The organism is Thermaerobacter subterraneus DSM 13965 (assembly GCF_000183545.2).
Taxonomy (GTDB): Bacteria; Bacillota; Sulfobacillia; order Thermaerobacterales; family Thermaerobacteraceae; genus Thermaerobacter; species Thermaerobacter subterraneus.
This window is the reverse complement of the sequence record NZ_JH976535.1, coordinates 747981-769060: the sequence shown is the minus strand read 5'-3', so window position 1 is coordinate 769060 and position 21080 is coordinate 747981. Positions and strand designations below refer to the sequence as shown.

The following is a 21080-nucleotide window of genomic DNA, read 5'->3' as shown; positions in this document are numbered from 1 at the left end:
GAAGGCAGTGTTTCCGTTCGTGGCGGCGGGTCTTGCGGAGCCCGCCGCCACACACGTTATTCCTATGTCTGAAAAAATCCTCCTAGCTCAGCTGGACGTGGTCCACACGGAATGCACACTTTACTGTACGGTTTTTGTATGATATGAAGGTGGGCGAGGGAGGGGATCTGCCTTGGGAAGTCGCTGTACCGGGTGGGAGAACTGGCGCGGGCGGCGGGCATAAACCCGCGCACGGTCGACTACTACACGCGCATCGGCCTGCTGCGGCCGGAAACACGGACACCTTCCCAGTACCGTCTCTACTCCGAAAGGAGCCTGGAGCGGCTGCGTATCATCCAGGCGCTCCGGGCACGCAAGTACTCGCTGGAAGAAATCAAGGCGATACTGGACCGGGGACCTTCGGAGGTCCTGGCTGAGGCGGCCCGGCTCGAGGCGAACCTGGAGCACCTGCTGGACACCCTGGACGACCTGAAGGATCGCCCGTTGGACGCTCGAGCCCGGGCCATGCTGACCACGCTGGCCGTCAAGGGCATGGCGCTGGCCCAGCGCCTGCTCCTTCTCCTCAACGAGGAAGGTTTCACCGGGCTCTGAGGGCCGGAGGTGAAGCGGTGGCACCATGAACATCTGGCGGACCTGGTTGCTGATGGGCGTCCTGAGCGCCCTGCTGGTGGTGTTCGGGCACCTGTTGGGCGGCCAGTCCGGGGCCCTGTTCGCGTTGTTGCTTTCCGCGGCCATGAACCTGGCCGGCTACTGGTTCAGCGACCGGCTGGTTCTCAGCATGTCCGGGGCGGTACCCGTCTCGGAGACCGAGGCGCCCGAGCTTTACGAAATCACGCGCCGGCTCTGCCAGCGCGCGGGCTTGCCCATGCCTCGGCTGTACGTTATCCCGGCCGCCCAGCCCAACGCCTTCGCCACGGGGCGCAACCCGCAAAATGCCGCGGTGGCGGTTACCGCGGGGCTCCTGGAGATGATGGACCGGAGCGAGCTGGAGGGCGTCATCGCCCACGAGCTGGCACACATCAAGAACCGGGACATCCTGGTGGCCAGTGTTGCCGCCGCCCTGGCCGGGGCCATCACCATGCTGGCGGACATGGCCCAGTGGGCCCTGATCTTCGGCGGTGGCCGGCACCAGGACGAGGAGGAGGGCGGCGCCGGCTCGCTGCTGGGCTCGCTCGTGATGGTGTTCCTGGCGCCGCTGGCGGCGACCCTGATCCAGCTGGCCATCTCGCGGAGCCGGGAGTACCTGGCCGATGCGACGGCCGCCCGGATCGTAGGCCATCCCCACGGCCTGATCCGCGCCCTGGAGAAGCTGGCCTACGCCACCCAGGCGGTGCCGATGCGGGTGAACCCGGCCGTGTCGCACATGTACATCGCCCAGCCCCTGAGCGGCGAGGGCCTGCTGCACCTGTTCAGCACCCACCCGCCCATCTCCGAGCGCATCCGGCGGCTGCGGGCCATGGCGTGACGGGCACCCAACCCGTGGATGGGAGGCGCTACCGATGATGGATCACCGTTTCGAATTGAAGCGTTGCTGCCGTGCAGCGGTGATAGATGGGCAACCGCCGCCACGTGGCCAGAAACGAGGAGGATGCTCATGACGTTCTCCACGTGGCTCATTGTCCTCTTCCTGATCCTCGTTAATGCCCTTTACGTGGCCGCAGAATTTAGCACCGTCAGCGTCCGTAGAACGCAGATCCAACAAATGGCTGAGCGTGGCCACGCCCTGGCCCGGCGGCTCCTACCGTTCCTCGAAGACTCAACAAAGCTGGATCGATACATTGCCGCGTGCCAAATCGGCATCACCCTTTCCAGCTTGATCCTTGGTGCATACAGCCAGGCGACTCTGGCGGTGGAACTGGCCAATCTCCTGACGCGGTGGGGTGGGTTATCGCCGTTAGCTGCACAGTCAACCGCATCGATGGCGGTGCTCATCGGCATTACAGCCCTGCAGGTGGTCATTGGCGAGCTGGTACCCAAGTCGCTCGCCCTGCAGTTCCCGGCCCAGGTCGCCCTGGCTACGGTGTGGCCCATGCGTTGGTCCCTGACCCTCTACACCTACACCGGATTTCTCCCTGCACTCAACGGTAGTGGCATCGCCTTCCTCCGGCTTTTGGGCATCCCGTACTCGCCGCACAGACACCTCCACCGGCCGGAAGAAATTGACCTTTTGATCGAGGAAAGCCGGAACGGCGGGCTCCTGGATCCCAGGGAGCAACGCCGCCTGCAGCGAGCCCTCCGCCTAGGTACTCGGCTGGTTCGCCATCTGATGACACCTCGCGTCTACATGCACGCTCTCAATGTGAACGCATCGCCGGAGGAAGTACATAGAGCGATCATGGCAAGCCCTTATACCCGGTTACCGGTCTACCGCGATACGGTTGATCACGTGGTGGGACAGGTCAACGTGAAGGACGTTGTCTCCCATTATCTCAAGCACGGCCGCCTGCCTGCTATTCGGGACGTCATGCGGGCGGTGGAGGTCGTGCCGGAAACTAGCGCTGCCGACGACTTGCTACGGGTGTTCCGCGAGCGCCGGACTCAGCAGGTGGTGGTCCTGGACGAGTTCGGTGGCACCTCGGGCCTAGTAACCATGGAAGACGTGCTGGCAGAGGTCCTGGACGATATGTCGGAAAAGTTCCGCGTGGCTGGCCAGCCGGAACCGGAGCGACTACCGGATGGCCGCGTCCGGCTGCCGGGCCTCATGCACGTCGACGATGCAGAGCCCTGGATCGGTACCCGGTGGCAAGGCCGTGCCACCACCGTCGGCGGGCACGTGCTGCAGGTGTTGAACCGCATGCCCAAGCAAGGAGATCGTCTGACCGTCGACGGTGTCGACGTCGAGATTGAGCAGGTCAGGAACCACGCCATCTGGTCTGTGCTCGTCACCCCCGTAAGCCGGGCTGAGGAGAATGAGAAAGCATGAGTAGCTGGCTTGTCCCTATCGCTCTGATTAGCATCCTGATCCTGCTCAACGGACTGTTTGTCGCCGCGGAGTTCGCCATCGTACGGGCGCCCCGGGCCTCCATCGAGCACAAGGCCGCACAGGGTCACCGGGTGGCCAAGCTCGTCAGTCTGATTCAGCGCAACCCGCTGCGCGTCGATCGTTATCTGGCCACCGCCCAGTTGGGGATCACTCTGGTCAGCCTGGGCCTAGGCATGTACGGCGAGCATGTGCTTGCCGAATGGTTGGCTGCGTGGCTTGAGGCGCTGGGTGAGTGGCGGTGGATTGGCGCCCATGCCCTGGCCAGCACGATTGCTGTGGCTATCCTCTCCTTCTTCCACATCGTCATCGGGGAGATGGTGCCCAAAGCGGTAGCCCTGAAACATGCAGAGGAGACGGCGCTACGGGTCACCCGACCGATGATTTGGATCGAGTGGCTGTTGTTCCCCCTGGTCTGGAGCCTGAACGGCCTTGGTTACGCCCTGTTGAAGGTGTTTGGCATCAACCGCGCAGAGGCTTCCCAGCACCAGTACTACACTCCCGAAGAGCTGGAGTACATCATCCGCGAAAGCCAGGCGGGCGGGCTTCTCCGCAAGGAATCAGGCGACGTGCTCCGGGAACTGTTTGATTTCGGTGACCTCACCGCCGGGGAGGTCATGGTGCCGCGGGTGAACATGGTAGGAATCCCCCTGGGAGCCGGACCGGAGCAAGTGGCCAATATCCTCAGGCGTGCCCTGCATACCCGGTACCCCGTATACGAAGGCGATTTGGACCACATCGTTGGTGTCGTACACATTCGAGAACTTCTGCGTTGCCTTCTGGAAGGACGTGCGGTCCAGGCCGCGGACGTTCAGGCGGTCCCATTCGTACCTGAAACCGCTACCCTGGACGCGGTGCTCGCAGCGATGCGCCAAGCCCAAGCACAGATGGCGATTGTCATGGATGAACACGGTGGTACGGCGGGGCTGGTAAGTGTGGAAGACCTGTTTGAAGAGGTGGCCGGCGAGGTGGACGAAAAACCCGTCAGCCATCCGCCCATCGCTTGGGATCAGTCCGGACGCCTGATGGTGGACGGCACCGTGCGCCTGGAAGACGTGGGCGAGGCTCTGGGAGTCACGCTGGACCATGAAGAAGTAGACACCGTCAGCGGGCTTGTGCTCTCCTTACTCGGGCGTCCTCCGCAGGTGGGCGACGTGGTGGAGTATTCTCAACTGCGTTTTGAGGTGATAGCCGTAGCGGGCCGAGGGGTGAAGATGTGCGCGGTAACGCCACCGGTCCGGCAAGAGGTCACTGATGGTAGTACCGTCGAAGACGATTCCTGATGGCATGCCACGGGCCTTATAACCCATTGAGGACGTCCATCCCTGGAGTTGACCCGGTTTCGTGGACAGGTTGAGGCTTACGCGACGACCCCTTCCTGTGGCTGAACCTTTCGCTCCTGGATCCAACGCTCCTCGTACTCGTAAGGCGAGAGGTAACCCAGTGCCGAGTGACGCCGCCGCCGGTTGTAGAACCCTTCGACGTACTCGAAGATCGCCATGCGCAGTTGATCCCGGGTGGTCCAGGTTTGCCGGTCGAGGAGTTCCGTCTGCAGGGTCGCGTAGAAACTCTCCGCCACGGCGTTGTCCAGCGCATCGCCCACGGAACCCATCGACCCGGCGATGCCCAGGGTCTCCAAGCGACGGGTGAACGCCAGCGAGGTGTATTGCACGCCGTGGTCGGAGTGGTGGATCAGACCGGGCCCCGGCCGGCGACGCCGGACCGCCCTGGTGACGGCGTCCACCACCAGTTCCGCCACGGGCCGGTCGCCCAGTAGAAGCCGTTGAGCAGGTGGTTGCGGGCGGTCATGTTCTCGACGACCACGTCGTCGGCGCCCAGGACCTTGATCCCGTTGGCCCGCTTGAACTCCCCGTCGATGATCACCCGGTTGCGGTCCAGGCCGCGGAGGGTCAGGTGGGGCTTGGTCACCACCACCTCCTCCCGGTACACGCCCGGCCCCACCAGGATCAGATCGCCGGGTTGGGCGGCATCGACGGCCGCCTGGATGGTCGGGTAATCCTCCGGCACCCGCAGGGTGCGGTAGGGGCCGGTTGGTCGCAGCGGCGGTGCCGGGGGCAGGGGTTCGTCGCCCGAGCCCTGGCCTCCCGTGCCCGGGCCCTGGCCTCCCGCCGATCCTGGGGCTCCGCTCGCCCCGCCGCCCGGCGTGCCGGGTGCCGCCCCGCCCGCGGTGCCGGGTTCTTCCACGATGACGGCGCCCGCCATCCCGACGCCGCCGGGGGCCCCGTGGTAGACGCAGTAGTAGTCGTACCGGCCGGGCCGGTCGAAGCGGACGCGGTACACGTCGCCGGGCACGAGGTGCCCCGAATCCCAGGAACCGTCGTCGGCGGTGACCGTGTGGGGGTTGCGCCCGGTCATCTTCCAAACCACCGTGGTGCCGGGCACCACGCGGACCACGGCGTCCCGGAAGAAGTCGTCGCCCCCTTCGACGTACACCTCGGGCCCCCCAGAGGGGGTGGATGGCTGCCCCGATGCGGCCTCCGCCCTTCCGGAGGCTAGGACGCCCCTGGCCTCGCCCCCGGTGCCCGCGCTCCCCGCTGCCACCGCGACCACGAGGGCAACCAGGACAAGCACCCTTGCCGGCCGCCGGCAACGCCGGCCCGCCTGTGCCCTGACCAGGGCCGGCCCCGCGGCCGGCACCCCGGCCGGCTCCACGGCCGGCCCGTCATCACCGGTCTTGCCTTCCCGCATGAGGCTTCCCTCCCGCAGCATCACCCCGCCGGCATCCCCCGGGACCGGCGGCGCCGCTGGCGCCGTGGCGGCTTGCGGGACCCCCGGTAGCCCGGTCCCCCCGAGCCGGCCCGGAACGGCGCCCGGCTGATCCCGCTGCCCCGGCTATTCGACCTGCCGGGTACCGGTTCTTGCTTCCGGAAACGTTCAGTCCCCGCAAGATCTGCGGGAGGAACCGGCCCACCTCCTGCGAACAGGACATCAGCCAGATCCTTGCGCCTGCGGAGGGATTGCCGTGGCCCGTCCCCGCATCGGCCTGACCTCGTCCGGTTCGGACGCCCTGGGCCGCCCGTCCGTCCCGAGGGCTTACCTGACGGCCGTCGCCCTGGCGGGCGGCGAACCGGTGGTGCTGGATGCCCTTGATCCCACCGCGCCCCCACCCGAGGAGGTCCTCAACGGGGTGGACGGCATCATTCTGGTGGGCGGTGGCGATGTCGACCCGGCCTACTACGGTGCGGACCTCCACCGGGAAACCCAGCCCGTGGCCCCGGCCCGGGACGCTTTCGAACTGGCCCTCGTGCAGCTGGCCATCCAGCGCCGCGTACCCCTGCTGGGCATCTGCCGCGGCGCCCAGGTGATGAACGTCGCCCTGGGTGGTGATCTGGTTCAGCACATCCCTGACCGCTATGGGGACACCGTTCCGCACACCCCCGCCGACCCGTCGGGGCCGCGGGCGCTGCATGCGGTGCGGGTGGTGGCCGGTTCCCGCCTCCACCAGATCCTGAAGGAGGAGGTGGTCCAGGTCCGCTCCCGGCATCACCAGGCGGTGGACCGCCCCGCTCCCGGCCTGCGCGTGGTGGCCACCGCGGACGACGGCGTGGTCGAAGCCGTGGAGTGGGAAGATCCCGCCCATCCCCTGGCCATCGGCGTCCAGTGGCATCCCGAGGACGGCATCGAGGACGACCCCGTGCAACAGCGGCTGTTCCAGGCGCTGGTGGCGGCAGCCCGGAAAAAGGGCAGCAAGGAATAGGAAATTGGGCAGAAGAACGGCCTTACGAGGAAATCCCCACGGGCCCTGCGGCCTGGACAGCGGGCGGATCCGTCGTCACATAGGTACCTGCGATGAGGTCGTGCAGGGAGCGCTTGTCTTCCCGGGCCGCCACCAGGATGGCGCTGACGATCAAGCCGGCCCCCAGGGTGACGAAGTACACAAGCCCTCCCACCACCGAACGCAGGAACATGGTGCCGATCCCCACCGGAGCCCCGTTGAGCCGTACGATGCGAATGCCCACGATGCGCTTGCCGACCGTGTACCCATGCCAGACCACGGGCACCACCAGCGCGTAGAGGACGTTGACCAGCGACGTGAACCAGTTGGCTTCAGCGGTGCCGGTGGCCAGGTAGCCCGCCAAGGTGATCGGCCCGCCCACCACGATCCCGTCCAGCAGGCTGGCGGCGAAGCGCTTCCAGAAGCCGGCCGGATTCGTCACCGCCATGGCGCCTCTCCTCCTCTCGCGAGGCCTTCGCACGCCCCGTTCATCCCCTGGCATTGTATGCCAGGATATTCGCGCGGCAGGCCATCCTTCCTGCACCTGGGCATCCTGCCCTCGAGCCCTGCCCCGTAAAACTTCAGGGGGCCGACACCGTGAGGTCGTAACTCCGCAGGTGGAACTTCACCCGCACGGCGGGCCTCAGCTGCTGCAGCTCGCGGCGCCACCCGGCCTCCAGGGCGCGCCACGCCGCGGGATCCTGCCGGTACAGGGCCGTCCCCAAGCCGGCGGGATCGGCGCCCAGGGCGGCGGCCTGCTCCAGGGCCGCCCGAACCTGCCGTTGCGCCTGCCGGGCTACCGCCCGGCCGACCGCCATCGCCCGGGCCTCGTCGACGCGGCCGCCGGGACATTGCCACTCCAGCAGGGTTCCCGCCAGCTTGACCTCGACGGCCACCCGGGGCGGCGGTACTGCCTGCTCCACCTGGATGCGGGCTTCGTTGCGGTCGATCCGCAAGGACACCACCGGCTGCACCGGCACACCCTGTGCTTCCCCGCCCGCGCCGCCCCGCGTCCCGCCGCCCGCACCGCCGCCGGCACCGCCTAGACCGCCCGTCGCCGGCCCGCTCGCCTCCGGACCGGCCGCACCCTGAACACTCCCACCGCCTCCGGCCGCCTCAGGACAGGGAACGGCCAGGGTAAAGGGGTGGGCCTCACCCCGGGCCATGATCAGCCCCTCATCGAGGGGCGGGGGGAGAAAGCCCACCAGCCGGTCCCGGGCGAACAGGGCCAGGCCCGCCGGCACCGGGTTGATGGTATCCCGGGTGCGGCCGGTGGCCACCACCGGCAGGAAGGGGTCGATGCCCGGCGTATCGAGCCAGCGCAGCACGGTGTTGCCGTCCACCACCCGGATGGTTCCTGGCCGGTTCTTCCGGCCCAGGGCATCGAAGGAACGGGCCAGGGAGCGATCCAGGGCGGGTTGCAGCGCCTCCAGCAAGCTGCCCGCCTCGCCCCGCACCACATAAAGGGATGCCTTGCGCTCCACCCGGTAACTGCGGGAGATCATCTCCAGCAGGGGCCGCAGGCCCGACCGGGCGGCCGGCTCCCCGATGAGGATGTGGTCGGTGAAGGACCAGCGGACCTCCCGCGGCACGCTGCGGTCCAGGGACTCGGCGGCCATGCGCGGGGTCTGGCCGGGCGCCGACCGGAACAGCGTGTTGCGACTCATTCCCGGCCCTCCTGCGCCGCCCCCTCCCACCGACGCCGGCAGGACCAGCTCGGGCACGGGGATCGCCACCGTCCAGAGGTAGCGTCCTGCAGGGTTCCGGTCCAGAGCGGCCACCGTAATGAAGGCCAGGTCGTTGACCTCGTTGTAGCCCCAGCATCCGCCCAGCAGCAGGGCACTCAGAATCAGGACGAACCCGGCCCGCCAGCGGCCCCCGCGGCCCATCATCACGGCATCCGCTCCCCGGTAGGCTCCCTGCCGGCGGCGGCAGACCGTCCGGCTTCGGGGGCCTCGTCGCCCTGGGGTGCCGGGCCGGAACCCGGACGGTGCCGCCCGGCGGGCATACCCTCCGGTGCCTGCCCCGGGGATCGTTCCTCCACCCTTGCGGCCGCCCGTCCCGGCCAGGCGGGCAACAGGCCGGTCACCAGCCCCGCCACCAGCCCGGCCATCGCCACCAGGGGCCAGACCCGGGTAAACTGCCAGTCCCAGCGCTCGGTGTCGGGAAAGAGGATGGCCGCCACGGCGACCGCAGCCAGGGTCATCAGCCCGTGGACCGGTCCCTGCCACCGCTCGGTGAGCCCCAGGCCCGCTCGTGCCGTCACCCCCGCCGCGTAGACGAAGAGGGCCAGCTTCAGGGCGATGCCCAGCAGCCATGCCGAAATCGTGAACACCTCCGGACGGGACATCACGGGCACGGGCCGGGCCAGCCGAGCCAGAATGAAGGTGGGGGCCACCGCCCGGGCCGTTTCCCCCGGACCCAGCACGACGATGCCGGCCAGCGCCACACCGGCCAGCAGCACCACCATGCCCGCCGCGGCAAGCATCAGCGGCCGCAGAACACCATGCCGGGACGAAAGCCCGTCGGCAAAGTAGGTCAGGATCAGGGTCTCGGCCGTGGCCGCCACCATCACCGGGATCCCTCGCAGCAGCGGCCCCGCGCCCCCTTCCAGCAGCGGCAAGAGCTGGGCCCACTCCGCATCGCCCGGAAGGAGGATGAGCAGGTTCGTCACCAGGGCCAGCACCATCACCGGCAGGACCAGCAGCCCCATCCGGGCCAGGGTTTCGCGCCCGTATGCCACCAGGACCCAGGTGGTCAGGGCCATGGTGGCATGAAAAGCCCACACCGGCGTCTCCGGGAAGACCACCACCATGAGGAGCACCGTTTCGCCCAGAATGCCGCCGGCATGGTAGGTCGCATACGCCACCAGCACAGGGAGGACCAGCCACCGCATGAGCGGGTGAAACCGCAGGCGGTCAAGGGGCGTAAGCCCCGGGCGGAAGTAGAGGGCGTACCACGCCCCGACCACCAGGGCCACCACGGGGGTGCTGGCCAGCACGGCGAGCCAGGCGTCGCGGCCGGCGACGGCCGCCAGCGACCGCGGCAGGAAGAAGGCCAGGGTAGCCAGCACCACCACGATCAGCAGGGCCGCGATGGAGGCGGGATCGACCTGGTCACGGCGCGGCACGGCCGGTTCCTCCCCGCCGCCTGCCTCGGGCTCCTGCCTCTCTGAGCGTGCCGTCCAAGCCTCGCCCCCGCCCCCTCACTGGCCTGCACCGGCGCCCGCGCCCTCGCGTCCGATCAGGGGCGGCTTGCCCCGCATCATCGCCCAGGGGGCGCGGACCAGGGCATCCTCCCAGCCCTGGGGGCGGTACGGCGCATAGGGCGTGAGGTAGGGCACGCCCACCGAACGCAGGGACACCATATGGGCCAGCACGATGAGGAACGCCGTGACCAGCCCGTACATCCCCAGCACGGTCGCCACCCCCAGGAACACGTAGTGCAGAACGCGGAAGGGAATGGCCGCTGCGAAGGTGGGCAGGGCGAAGGCGGCCATGGCGCTGACGCCGATGAGGATCAGGGTCGGAGCGGTGACGATGCCTGCCCTCACCGCCGTATCCCCGATGACCAGGCCCCCCACGATGGTCAGGGCGCCGCCAACCTGGCGGGGCAGCCGGGTGGTGGCCTCGCGCAGGATGTCAAAGACGAAGCTCAGCCCGACAGCCTCCAGGGCCGTGGGAAAGGGCAAAGCCTCGCGGGAGGCCGCCAGGGAGAAGAGGAACTCCCGGGGGATCAGCTCCTGGTTGTACGTGGTGACCGCCACATACAGCGGGAGTCCCACGGTCATCAGCAGCACGGCAATGAGCCGCACCATCCTCAGGATGCTGGCGAAGGGCCAGCGCAGGTAGTAGTCGTCGGGCGACTGGAGCAGGTCCCAGAACTGGAGGGGAACCACCACCGCGAAGGGCGTCCCGTCGATCAGGACGGCCACCCGCCCCTCCATCAGTCCCGCCGCCACCACGTCGGGCCGCTCCGTCAGCCGCGTCTGGGGGAAGAGGGAGAGGGGCCGGTCCTGCAAGAGGGCCTCCACCTGTTCCTCCGAGAAAAGCATGTCCCAGGGCGCCGCTTCCAGGCGCCGGCGGACCAGGGCCACGGTGCCCGGGTCGGCCCGCCCCGCCACATGGACCACGGCCGCCCGGGTGCGGCTCAGGCGGCCCGTCTCCAGCTCTTCGATGCGCAGGTAGGGTGTGCGCAGCCGCCGGCGCAGGGTCGCGGTGTTCACCCGCAGGACCTCGACGAAGGCCTCCCGCGGGCCACCGATGGTCCCTTCCGTGGCCGGGGCGTCCACACCGCGGTGCTCGAACTCCTGGACGTCCACCAGCCACGCGGTGGTCACCCCGCCGGCCCGCTGCCCGTCCGGGGTGGCCGCGGGGCCCGCACCGGACGCCCCCTGTTCCGGGGCACCGGCCGCCGGTGCGCTCCCGGAACCGGCGGCGGGGAGTCCGCCCGCGGCGTCGACGGCGATCAGGGCACACCCGTCCAGAAGCCCGTCGACCGCCTCTGTCAGTCGGGTCACGGGACGAACCCGGCCGCCGGGCAACAGGCCCCGGTCCAGCCAGCGGGCCACCTGGGGTGCGGTAGCCGGCAGGCGTTCCAGCAGCGGCCGGAGGATGAACTGGTTGAGCAGGGTGTCGCCCACCAGGCCGTCCACGTACATGACCAGCAGTTCCGCGCCCCCCGGGCGCCGGAAGGGCACGGTCACCAGGTCGGCGGCGTGGCCCAGGGCATCCCGCACCAGCGCCTCCAGCGACCGCACCTCCGCCGGTACGGCTTCTTCCAGCGCCAGGTCGGCGACCCAGCGGTCCATCCGGCCCAGGAAGTCTTCCAGGTGCTCGCGCAACCGGGTGGCAGGGGTTTCCGCCAGGGGCGGCCGGCCTCCCGGAGGCGTGGTCGACCAGGCCGGCAGCCGGGCGTGGAGGCGATCCAGCCGCCCGGCGGCGCCTTTCAGCCCGGCCTCAGGGTGGACGGGCTGCCGGGCGGGCGCCCCGGCCGGCGGCTGCACCCCGGCCCGGGTTTGCCCGCCGGCCGGCCGGGCCCCGTCCCCCGGCCCCCACCCCACCCGCCGTACGCTGCGGCTCACGCACCCACCACCTCCCACCCTTCCCACCTGGATAAGATCACCGCCAGAACCGGCACCTATGCCGCCCCAGGGCCGCACCGGTCCGGCCCTTTCCTCAGGTTCCCGTCACGGGGCACTCAGCAGGAATTCAAGTGGCTTGTTGACGATGAAGTTGCAAGAAGGAGGTGGGTGCAATGATTCAACGCATCCTCATCGCCGCCGACGGTGCCGGCGACGCCCTCCGGCTTACCCGGGCGGTACGAGAGCTCTTCCCCCAGGGCGGAGGCGCCACGGCCACCATCCTGCAGGTCCTGGCGCCGCCGGTTCCACCCGCGTTGTCCAACCCGCTGGCGCCGCCCCTGACGGCGGGCGACGACTTGCTGGTCCTGGGAGAGGCCAACGCCCGGCGCGACCTGGAACCGGCGCGGGATGAACTGGCCGCCGCCGGCTTCCGGGCGGAGGTCGACGTGGCCACGGGCGCCGCCGGCGAGGAGATCTGCCGCTATGCGCGGGCCGGTGGCTACCAGCTCATCGTCGTGGGCCGGCGAGGCCTGGGACGACTGCAGGAGGTCCTGCTGGGCAGCGTAAGCGAGTACGTCCTTCGCCACACCCGCCTGCCCGTGCTGGTGATCCAGCAGGAGCAGCCGGCCAGGAACGAATGAAGGATCCCGCGAGGGATTCCGGCAAGTCGCCCCCGGCCGCCCGCGGCCCAAGGGCCGGGCGACCGGGGGCGTCGCGCCTGGGATGCCCCGGTGGGGCGTACTCTCTTTGCGTAAGGAAGGGCATGTCCCAAGATCCTGACCCCGCGCCGGTCAGGGGGGAACCCCGCGCCGGTCAGGGGGGACCCGGGCAGGCCCTCAGGGCAGGAAGACCAGGCCCAGGGCCATGACGGCGAAGGCCACCAGCATGACCACCGCGGTGTAGCCCAGGATCTGGCCGGCCCGCAGGCCCGTCATGCCGAGCAGCGGCAGCGCCCAGAAGGGCTGGATCATGTTGGTCAGCTCGTCGCCGAAGGCCACCGCCATGACCGCCTTGCCCAGATCAAGGTTGAGCGCCTGGGCCGCCTGGATCACGATGGGCCCCTGGACCGCCCACTGGCCCCCTCCCGACGGCACGGCCAGGTTGACCAGGCCGGCGCTGACGAAGATCCAGAAGGGGAAGGTGAGGGGGGTCGAGATCGCCACGAACCAGTTGGCGATGACGGCCACCAAGCCCGACCCCGTCATGATGCCCATGATGCCCGCGTAGAAGGGGAACTGCAGGATCACCCCGCTGGCCGACCGCACGCCCTCGGCGATGGCCTGGGCGTAGCGGATGGGGGTTCCGTGCAGCAGCATGCCCAGGATCAGGAAGATGAAGACCACCATGTTGATGTCCAGGGCCGCAAGCCCCTTCTGGCCGAAGGCGCTGATGATGTAGACCACGCCTGCCAGGACGATCAGCCCCGTCAGGATGCGGCTGTGCTCAAGGCGCTCCGCCGGTGTGATTTCCACGCCCGGGCGTCCCGCGCCGGGCGCCAGGGGCGGCTCGGCCGTCGCGGCGGTCCCCTCCCCGGCTCCACCGGCCAGCCCTGCCGGGATCTCTACCACCTCGCCATCGGACGGGTGCATGCGGGCCATGATCCACGGCGAGAGGAAGAGCAGCACCAGGGCCACCACCACGTTGAAGGGCCGGAACAGGGTTTCCGTCAGGGGCAGCAGCCCCATCTGCTTCTCCAGGAAGTGCCCCGGTGTGTTGACCGTGAGCGGAGCGGACCCGGAGAGCCCGTTGTGCCAGATCATCAGGCCGATGTAGCCTGCCGCCACCAGCAAGGGGAAGTGCACCTTGATCCCCCGCCGCGAGCAGGACCGCCCCACCTCGATGGCCAGCAAGGCCCCGGCCACCAGGCTGAGCCCGTAATTGATCAGGCCCAGCAGGCCGGTCATGAAGGCCACCAGGGCCACCGCCTGGCCGGCCGACCGGGGCCAGTCCGCCAGGCGCTGCAGGCCCCTGCGCACGCTGGGCGTGTTCGCCAGGGCGTACCCGGTGACCAGGATGAGCGTCATCTGCATGCCGAAGGCCAGCAGGTTCCAGAAGCCGCCGTACCAGTCCAGCACCAGCTGGTAGGGCCCGTGGTCGGTGAAGACCAGGCCCATGACGTAGACCACCAGCGTCAGCAGGATGGCAAAGATGAACGAGTCCGGAAGGTAGCGGCGGGTGAACCGGCTGAGCGCCTCACCGATCCGCTGCAAGCATCCCACCCCCAGTTGGGAACGAAGATGAGCCCACCGGCATCCCACAGCGCGAATGGCATTGCCATTCGGCTCGAACTCGCGGCGTTCCTGCCTGGAGGCCGTCGCGCCGCCCTGCGCCCTGCGGCCGGGCTCATCCCGCCTCGCACCAGTCGAACCGGGCGGTGAAGTGGCGCAGTACGGCCGGTTCGTCCACGAACCGCACGCCGCGCACTTGCTCCCGCCGCCGGAAGACCCGCACCACCACCTCCGCCACATCCTCCAGGTGGCGGTGGGTGTAGACCCGGCGAGGCACCGCCAGCCGGTAGAACTCGAAGGGGGACGGGAGCTGCCGGCCTGTGGCCGGATCCCGCCCCATCATCAGCGAGCCCACCTCCACACCCCGCACTCCGCCTTCCAGGTAGGCTTCCAGCGCCAGGGCGTGGCCGGGGAACCGTTCCGGCGGGATGTGGGGGAGGAACTGCCGTGCGTCGACGAACACCCCATGGCCCCCGGTGGGCCACTGGATCGGGACCCCGGCCTCCCGCAGGAGCCGCCCCAGGTACTCCACCTGGCCCACCCGGTACGCCAGGTAGGCCGGGTCCAGCGCCTCCCCGAGCCCCACGGCCAGAGCCTCCATGTCCCGCCCCGCCATGCCGCCATAGGTGAGAAAGCCCTCGTAGGGCACCAGGCGCGCCGCCGCCCGGCGGTACAGCTCCTCGTCCTTGAAGGCGGCCACACCCCCGATGTTGACGAGCCCATCCTTCTTGGCGCTCATCAACATGCCGTCGCCCAGGGCGAACATCTCCCGGGCGATGTCCCGGGGGTCCCGGCCGGCGTAGCCTGGCTCCCGCTCCCGGACGAACCAGCAGTTTTCGGTGTAGCGAGCGGCGTCGAAGAGCAAGGGAATGCCGTGACGGCGGGCCAGGGCGGCCACGGCGCGAATGTTGGCCATGGACACGGGCTGGCCGCCGGCGGAGTTGTTGGTCACGGTGAGGATGATGCATGCCACGTCTTCGGGCGGATGGCGGTTCAGGAACTCCTCCAGCCGGGCCACGTCCATGTTGCCCTTGAACGGATGGGGGGTCCGGGTGTCCATGGCCTCCGGCGCCACCAGCTCCACCGGCCGGCCACCGGCCAGCTGCACGTGAGCCCGGGTGGTGTCGAACAGCATGTTGCTCAGGACGAACCGGCCCCGCCGCCCGATGAGCTCCGGCAGCACCACCTGCTCGGCTCCGCGGCCCTGGTGCACCGGAAGGACGTAGGGGTTCACCCCGGGGGACGAAGTCTGCCTCCGCCGATTCGCTCACTGGCCCGCCCCCTTGATGGCCGTCTCCGGAGGGGTCCCTGCGGCTTCCCCTCCTGCCGGTGCCGTTGGTTCGCGGCGCCTCAGTCCCGGGTCGCGTGCCTACACGAAGCGATCCATGAAGTAGCTGTAACGGCGCCAGATCAAGCCGTCGCGGAAATGATGGAAGTCGGCAAACCGGACGGTCACTTCTTCCCCCGTCTTGAGGACACCCCGGAACACGCCCCGGACCGCCACCTGCTCGCCCTCGACCAGGATGGCGTCCAGCTGGTGGCGGCCTTCCTGGATGACCGTTACCTGAAACATCGTCATCTGTTTCGGGCAGCCGATCCTTGCGGATCGGCGGTGCCGGTCTTACCCGGCCATGCGCCGGTGCCGGCTTCCCGCTTCCTTCGGGATCGCCTGCCTTGCGGCAGGCCTTCCATCCCGTCCACGGGCGTTTTCCGTCTCCGGACCACTCCCGGCGACGGCGGCCACCAGGGCCGCGAGATTGCGGGCCGCGTTTTCGTCCCGGTCGAGCACGAGCCCGCATTCCTCACAGCGGAAAACGCGCTGCGAAAGCGGTAGCGATGGCTTGACCGCACCGCACCGCGAGCAACGCTTGCTGCTGGGATCGAAGGGCGGCGCTTCGACCAGAACCGCCCCGTGCCAGGGACACTTATACCTGAGCTGGCGGCGGATCTCCGCCAGGGCCGCATCGGCCAGCACCCGGGCCAGCCGCCGGTTCTTCAGCATGCCCGCCACGTGCAGTTGTTCAACCACCACCACGCCGTAGGTGCTCGCGAGGTGGTGTGTCAGCTTGTGAAGGGCATCTTGGCGGATATTCCGGGCCCGCGCATGGAGCCGGGCCAGCCGGCGGCGGGCCTTTTGCCACCCCCGGCTGCCCTTCTGGCGGCGGGCCAGGGCGCGGCTCGTTCGGGCGATCTTTCGGAGCGCTTTTTCAAGGGACCGGGGGTTCGGCCACTTCTCGCCCGTCGAAAGGACCGCCAGGTGCTTCACCCCCGCGTCCACGCCCACCACCCGCCAGGGGAACCGGGGCCGGCCCGGCGGCCGCTCCACCTCGCAGGTGAAGCTGACGAACCACCGGCCCCCTTCTCGGGCGACCGTGGCGGACAGGATGCGGGCCGTTCCCGCTTCGATGCGCCGGAGCAGGGCCGTGGCCGGCTCGTGGGTCTTCACCCGCCCGATCCGGGGCAGGACGACGTGGCTTTGGTCGTCCACCCGGATCGCGCCGGTGGTGAACCGCACCGACTCCCGCCCTCGGCCCTTCTTCCGGAACCGGGGGAACCCCACCCGGCGCCCCTTGCGTTCACCCTTGCGGCTTTTGGACCAGTTCTGCAGGGCCCGGGCCAGCCCGTCCAGCCCCGAGGAGTAGGCTTCCTTCGAGTTCTCCCGCCACCAAGGGGCGACGAGGTGCTTTTGCCGGTTCCACTCCCGCCGCAGGGCGGGAAGGGTCCACGGCACCTCCACATCCTCGCTCCGGTCGCGGGCTTCCAGGCGCTCCTTCACCAGAGCCAGACCCCAGTTGAAGGCGAAGCGGCGGGCGCCCACGTGGGAGGCCAGCGCCCGTTCCTGGCGGGGTGTGGGGTCGAGGGCGAAACGGTACGCCTGCAACACACGCACGGGCAGGCCCCCCAAAATCATCCAAGGACAGCATACCAGAACATATGTTCCGTGTCAAAGAGTGCGGCCGAGGAGCGGAGGGAGGAGATGCGAAGATTTGATGACGTTGGGCGAGAAATGATAAGAAACGCATTAGCTGTTCTCAGCCCGCTCCCCCTCGAAGAAGCGGCGCAGGGCGTCGATCCCCTCAACGGGGTCCCGACCGCCCCGCTCGTAGCGGACCTCCGGATGGAACAGCCCCAGCAAGCCCTCCAGATCCCCGGCGTCGACCCGCTGGTAGTAGCTTGCGACCACATCCCGCAAGCGCTCGCCCATTGTAGCCCCTCCTCCCCGCTGCGCATCCCCCGGCAGCCGGTCCGCGGCAATCCGGGCAAGGGTCAAGGCTGGCATCCGGTGCGGCGATAGCCTACCATTTGACCATCCCGTTGATCTGAGCCGTACCCCGATCCCTCACGACCCTACAGTTGCTCATACCACCGCTTGATTCGAAGGGCCATGAGACGCCGCCGTTCCGCTAGGAAGACATCATAATCGGGTACGTTACCTTCAAGCACGGACAACGGAATGCAATTCTCCTCCAGGTTATGCTTCAAGTCCTCACGATCGGTAATTCCTCCATACTTCTTAGGACCGCCGTTCACCTGAGCCCAAAGCTCCTTGAAGTAAACATCGGGTGGCGTATCACCAATGGCAATGTTGATTTCACTTTGGGTGACCACAAAGTTGGCAATCTGGTTGTAGCGGCCCCTACTCATTCCAAGCCGCTGAAGGTACTTCCTGGGAAATATGTGGTGGTGGTCGCCCTGGTTAAGAAGTAGATCGCGAACCCTTATATTGGATGAAAGGAATCCCCTGTCGCCGAGCGACACCTGGGCTGCTTTAAACGCAACAAAGTATGGACTTTGGACTGACGATGTCTCCATTAGTTGTGGCAAAAGATTGGTCCAAAAGCTGTCGGAAAGCTCACTGGAAAGGACAGCTTCCGTGTAACGGGCAATGCCGTGGCTCTCAATCTGACGGATGTCGAGGTCAAAAGCCGTTTCGGGGTGGGTTGTGTAACGTCCGGTTAAAATAGACATAACATACCATCGACGGACTATATGCTCCAATTCATCCGCGGCAATTCCTTCTGATCTTCCACGCAGATATAGAATATAAGCAAAGTTCACTGCATTATGACTAGTAATCAAGCTGCTAGTAATGAATCCTGCAGAGCGAAGGATCATCATGAATCGCTTGAAGTGAGTTTCATTGATGAAAGCGTGGATTCCATCTTTCAGCCTAGTGAATGATATTTCAACAATAGTTTCCTCATATTGTCGCGTCTCGAAATTCCGCCCCGACAGGAGAGCAACCAAGTCCTGCAAACGTCCCCGACCAAACTGCGACGTAAATGCCACCCTCAGCATATCCGTGTAATCCGGGTCATAGAGATCATCATTGAAATCTTTGAGCCACCTCATTTTGGACCAGAATTCTGTTCGGGTAAACTCAGCGTCATTTTTCTCAATATGCAGGTAAAACTCGGGATTCCGGGCCAGGTGACAAAAGTAATCAATGGCCTTCCGCAGAAGGTGCCCACCATAGGCTTCGTTGACAGCAATTTTGGACATCGCGAAGTCCGCCTGAGACAGTTCGACGCCGGCCGAGTTGACCCGAATGAAGATTTCCGTAACGGTCTCGATGTCGAGATCCTCTGCCAGTTCGATGAGGCCGATATGGTTGTTGACGATCTTTTTGAGCCGCTCCAGGATCCGGCCTACGTGCTTGCGATCGATGTCCAAATTCTTGGATACGTAGTCATCCACGAAATCTCCGAGATAAGCATCGGGCGCAAAGAGGCGGCTGATATCATCGATCCAGGAGGGGTCCCGGGCGATGGCGGAGTTTCGGACTTCGAACCGTTCTTCCTTGGGGTTGAACGCGATTTGGATCCGCCTTCGCGCGTAGTTCTCATCCAGCACCTCCTCCCCCAGCAGGGCAGCGCGAAGGGCCGTCACCCTTTGCTGGCCGTCAATCAGTATTCGCTTCCCGGCCGAGAGAGTGCCGTCCTTAAGACGGACGCTTGGATTCCTCCAGGCAATGAGGTATCCCACGGGATAGCCCCTGTAGAGGGAATCCAGAAAGTCGCGGACCTTGGTGGCATTCCAGACAAACGGCCGCTGGATCTCGGGGATGGCGATTTCTCCCGACTTGACCCAGGCCAGTAGCGTTTCGATGGGATGGGGGGTCACCGAGTAGCGTTGCGTGGACATAGGAAGTCCTCCCTGCCGAAGCACCGGATTCGCCCTGGATGCCTGCGACCTGCTGGGTGGATTCCCCACCCGGCGATCAAGTCCTCCGGGGGGCAACACCGCCCCTTTTAAGGGCAACAACAAACCCCCGCCCGGACAGGCCGGGGTTTGCCAGCTGTCGAGACCAGCGAGGCCGGAAAGGCGGGCGCCTAGCGGGCCGCCTCCTCCAGCCGGCGCAGGAACTTCGCACGTAGCGTGGCGGCGAGGGTGTTGGGGGGAACCCGCTGCTCGCCACTTCAATGGGAGAATAGGACCCAAAGGCGAGCAGGAGGGAACGATTCCATGGCAGCTCACCTTACGCCCCAGCCCGCACCCCGGGGACCCGGCAGGTTCGGCGCCCCCGGACGGCCCGTGGCGCTGCTGACCGGCGCCTCGTCGGGCATGGGGTTTGCAGTGGCCCGGCGCCTGGCCGGGGACGGATATACCCTCATCGTCTCCAGCCGGCGGCCCGAGCCCGCGGCGGAGCGCCTACAGGCGGAGGGGGCGACGGTGGTACCCGTGGCCGGGGACCTCGCCCTGCCGGAGACGGCCGAACGCCTGGCCTCAACAGCCGGAGAGCTGGGGCGGCTGGATGCTCTGCTCCTCAACACGCCGGGCCCGGCCGTCCGCCCCTTCGTGGAGCTGGCCGATGACGACTGGGACCGGGCGTTCCGGCTTCTGGTTCAGGCCCCCCTGCGCCTCCTGCGCCGCGTGGTGCCCCTCTTCGAGCGCAGCGGCGGCGGCCGGGTGGTGGCCATCACCTCCTTCACCGTCAAGCAGCCCGGCCCCGGCAGCAGCCTGTCCAACGCCCTGCGGGCCTGCCTGGTCAACGCGCTGAAGACGGCGGCCCTAGAGCTGGCGCCCTCGGGCATCCTGATCAACATGGTCGCCCCGGGCTACACCTTGACCGAAAGCCTGCGCGAGTGGAACGCGGCCCACGCCGCCCGCCAGGGCACCACACCGGAGCAGGTGGCCGCCGGGGCGGCCGCCCGCATCCCGCTCCGGCGCCTGGCCCAGCCGGAGGAAATCGCCGAGGTGGTGGCTTTCCTCCTCTCACCGCGCAACAGCTACGTCACCGGCCAGCAGGTTGCCGCCGACGGCGGCCTGGTGGTCGCCCTGTAGGCGCGGGCCGGACCGCTGTTCAGGCGCCCTTAACGGAGAGTCTTGGACAGGGAATTCGGCAGGTTCGACAGGCATGAGGAGCCCTTGACAGGAGGGGATACCCTTGGCCGAATGGCACGATCCCGCCACCAAGCCGGGCTCGGCCACCGCCGGGACCGGGGCCCGGGAAGACCAGCGACCCGGTACCCGGCACCTGGAGACGGCCACCCTGGGAGGCGGCTGCTTCTGGTGTCTTGAGCCCATCTTCGAAGAGCTGGAGGGCGTGGTGCGGGTCGAACCCGGCTACGCCGGCGGCCACGTTCCCAACCCCACCTACGAGCAGGTCTGCAGCGGGACCACGGGCCATGCCGAGGTGGTCCAGGTGACCTTTGACCCGCAGCTCATCTCCTACCGGGATCTCCTGGAGGTGTTCTTCTCCGTTCACGATCCCACCACCCCCAACCGCCAGGGCCACGATGTGGGTCCCCAGTACCGGTCCATCATCCTGTACCACTCGCCGGAGCAGAAGGCTACGGCCGAGGCGGTGATCCGGGAGCTGGAGGCCAGCGGCCGGTGGCAGGACCCCATCGTCACCCAGGTGGTGCCCTTCGAGGCGTTCTACCCGGCCGAGGACTACCACCGCCGGTTCTACCGCAAGAACCCCGGCTACCCCTACTGCCGGGTGGTGATCGACCCCAAGGTGCAAAAGTTCCGCAAGGCGTTCGCCCGGCGCCTGAAGGCGTCCGGTTGAGGCACCCGGTTCGTGGTTGCGGCAGGAGTTATCCCCTT

At 67.7% G+C, this 21080-nt stretch carries 20 protein-coding genes; 8 read left to right on the top strand and 12 right to left on the bottom strand.

Annotated elements, in window-relative coordinates; all coding sequences use genetic code 11:
• Positions 1 to 192 precede the first annotated feature (192 nt).
• From THESUDRAFT_RS03300 to THESUDRAFT_RS03285, 4 genes are all read left to right on the top strand, one after another.
• A complete protein-coding gene (locus tag THESUDRAFT_RS03300; RefSeq protein ID WP_006903298.1) occupies positions 193 to 591 on the top strand; it encodes a MerR family transcriptional regulator in 399 nt (132 codons plus the stop codon).
• 25 nt (positions 592 to 616) lie between these two features.
• Positions 617 to 1465 (top strand): zinc metalloprotease HtpX, encoded by an 849-nt coding sequence (locus tag THESUDRAFT_RS03295; RefSeq protein ID WP_006903297.1) that lies wholly within the window; start codon positions 617 to 619, stop codon positions 1463 to 1465.
• 129 nt (positions 1466 to 1594) lie between these two features.
• Positions 1595 to 2923: a hemolysin family protein gene (locus THESUDRAFT_RS03290; RefSeq protein WP_006903296.1), complete on the top strand. Its 1329-nt coding sequence runs from the start codon at positions 1595 to 1597 to the stop codon at positions 2921 to 2923.
• Positions 2920 to 4263, top strand: a complete 1344-nt coding sequence (locus THESUDRAFT_RS03285; protein WP_006903295.1) for a hemolysin family protein — start codon at positions 2920 to 2922, stop codon at positions 4261 to 4263. The genes THESUDRAFT_RS03290 and THESUDRAFT_RS03285 overlap by 4 nt, the downstream gene beginning before the upstream one ends.
• A 77-nt stretch (positions 4264 to 4340) precedes the next feature.
• Here THESUDRAFT_RS03285 and THESUDRAFT_RS03280 read toward each other — a convergent pair whose 3' ends face one another.
• Both THESUDRAFT_RS03280 and THESUDRAFT_RS13830 read right to left on the bottom strand, forming a co-directional pair.
• Positions 4341 to 4739, bottom strand: coding sequence for an integrase core domain-containing protein (locus THESUDRAFT_RS03280; protein ID WP_207635415.1), 399 nt, complete (start codon positions 4737 to 4739; stop codon positions 4341 to 4343).
• Positions 4673 to 5434: a cupredoxin domain-containing protein gene (locus THESUDRAFT_RS13830; protein WP_207635414.1), complete on the bottom strand. Its 762-nt coding sequence runs from the start codon at positions 5432 to 5434 to the stop codon at positions 4673 to 4675. Before THESUDRAFT_RS13830 ends, THESUDRAFT_RS03280 begins: the two co-directional genes overlap by 67 nt.
• Before the next feature lie 529 nt (positions 5435 to 5963).
• Between THESUDRAFT_RS13830 and THESUDRAFT_RS03270 the strand changes: the two genes are divergently transcribed.
• Positions 5964 to 6698, top strand: a complete 735-nt coding sequence (locus tag THESUDRAFT_RS03270; protein WP_006903293.1) for a gamma-glutamyl-gamma-aminobutyrate hydrolase family protein — start codon at positions 5964 to 5966, stop codon at positions 6696 to 6698.
• 22 nt (positions 6699 to 6720) lie between these two features.
• Here the strand turns inward: THESUDRAFT_RS03270 and THESUDRAFT_RS03265 are convergent, their stop codons facing one another.
• The 4 genes from THESUDRAFT_RS03265 to THESUDRAFT_RS03250 all read right to left on the bottom strand — a co-directional run bounded on the left by THESUDRAFT_RS03265 (position 6721) and on the right by THESUDRAFT_RS03250 (position 11799).
• Positions 6721 to 7164, bottom strand: coding sequence for an RDD family protein (locus THESUDRAFT_RS03265; RefSeq protein WP_006903292.1), 444 nt, complete (start codon positions 7162 to 7164; stop codon positions 6721 to 6723).
• A gap of 133 nt (positions 7165 to 7297) precedes the next feature.
• Positions 7298 to 8608, bottom strand: a complete 1311-nt coding sequence (locus THESUDRAFT_RS03260) for a Ger(x)C family spore germination protein (protein WP_242823341.1) — start codon at positions 8606 to 8608, stop codon at positions 7298 to 7300.
• Positions 8608 to 9846: a GerAB/ArcD/ProY family transporter gene (locus THESUDRAFT_RS03255; RefSeq protein ID WP_006903290.1), complete on the bottom strand. Its 1239-nt coding sequence runs from the start codon at positions 9844 to 9846 to the stop codon at positions 8608 to 8610. Before THESUDRAFT_RS03255 ends, THESUDRAFT_RS03260 begins: the two co-directional genes overlap by 1 nt.
• 75 nt (positions 9847 to 9921) lie before the next feature.
• Positions 9922 to 11799, bottom strand: coding sequence for a spore germination protein (locus THESUDRAFT_RS03250; protein ID WP_006903289.1), 1878 nt, complete (start codon positions 11797 to 11799; stop codon positions 9922 to 9924).
• Positions 11800 to 11972: 173 nt separating this feature from the next.
• Between THESUDRAFT_RS03250 and THESUDRAFT_RS03245 the strand changes: the two genes are divergently transcribed.
• A complete protein-coding gene (locus tag THESUDRAFT_RS03245; protein WP_006903288.1) occupies positions 11973 to 12440 on the top strand; it encodes a universal stress protein in 468 nt (155 codons plus the stop codon).
• Positions 12441 to 12635: 195 nt separating this feature from the next.
• On the opposite strand, the gene THESUDRAFT_RS03240 is transcribed toward THESUDRAFT_RS03245, so the two are convergent.
• The 6 genes from THESUDRAFT_RS03240 to THESUDRAFT_RS03215 form a co-directional block, all read right to left on the bottom strand.
• The gene (locus tag THESUDRAFT_RS03240; protein WP_242823221.1) at positions 12636 to 14018 is read right to left on the bottom strand and encodes a short-chain fatty acid transporter; all 1383 of its coding nucleotides are present in this window, start codon (positions 14016 to 14018) and stop codon (positions 12636 to 12638) included.
• 124 nt (positions 14019 to 14142) lie between these two features.
• On the bottom strand, positions 14143 to 15261 hold the full coding sequence (locus THESUDRAFT_RS03235; protein ID WP_006903286.1) for a tryptophanase: 1119 nt from the start codon (positions 15259 to 15261) through the stop codon (positions 14143 to 14145).
• Positions 15262 to 15396: 135 nt separating this feature from the next.
• Positions 15397 to 15606 carry a nuclear transport factor 2 family protein gene (locus THESUDRAFT_RS03230; RefSeq protein WP_083855329.1) on the bottom strand — a complete coding sequence of 70 codons (210 nt, stop codon included), beginning with the start codon at positions 15604 to 15606 and terminating at the stop codon, positions 15397 to 15399.
• 42 nt (positions 15607 to 15648) lie between these two features.
• Complete coding sequence (gene tnpB / locus THESUDRAFT_RS03225) at positions 15649 to 16917, bottom strand: IS607 family element RNA-guided endonuclease TnpB (protein ID WP_006903285.1); 1269 nt, start codon at positions 16915 to 16917, stop codon at positions 15649 to 15651.
• 132 nt (positions 16918 to 17049) lie between these two features.
• Positions 17050 to 17232 carry a nuclear transport factor 2 family protein gene (locus THESUDRAFT_RS03220; RefSeq protein WP_040826220.1) on the bottom strand — a complete coding sequence of 61 codons (183 nt, stop codon included), beginning with the start codon at positions 17230 to 17232 and terminating at the stop codon, positions 17050 to 17052.
• 143 nt (positions 17233 to 17375) lie between these two features.
• The gene (locus THESUDRAFT_RS03215) at positions 17376 to 19172 is read right to left on the bottom strand and encodes a GmrSD restriction endonuclease domain-containing protein (protein ID WP_006903284.1); all 1797 of its coding nucleotides are present in this window, start codon (positions 19170 to 19172) and stop codon (positions 17376 to 17378) included.
• Between the two features lie 321 nt (positions 19173 to 19493).
• On the opposite strand from THESUDRAFT_RS03215, the gene THESUDRAFT_RS03210 reads away from it, so the two are divergent.
• Together THESUDRAFT_RS03210 and msrA are read left to right on the top strand one after the other, a co-directional pair.
• Entirely contained in the window at positions 19494 to 20312 is an 819-nt protein-coding gene (locus THESUDRAFT_RS03210) for an SDR family oxidoreductase (RefSeq protein ID WP_006903283.1), read from the top strand.
• A gap of 103 nt (positions 20313 to 20415) precedes the next feature.
• Complete coding sequence (msrA, locus tag THESUDRAFT_RS03205) at positions 20416 to 21042, top strand: peptide-methionine (S)-S-oxide reductase MsrA (RefSeq protein WP_006903282.1); 627 nt, start codon at positions 20416 to 20418, stop codon at positions 21040 to 21042.
• The last annotated feature ends 38 nt before the right edge of the window (positions 21043 to 21080 follow it).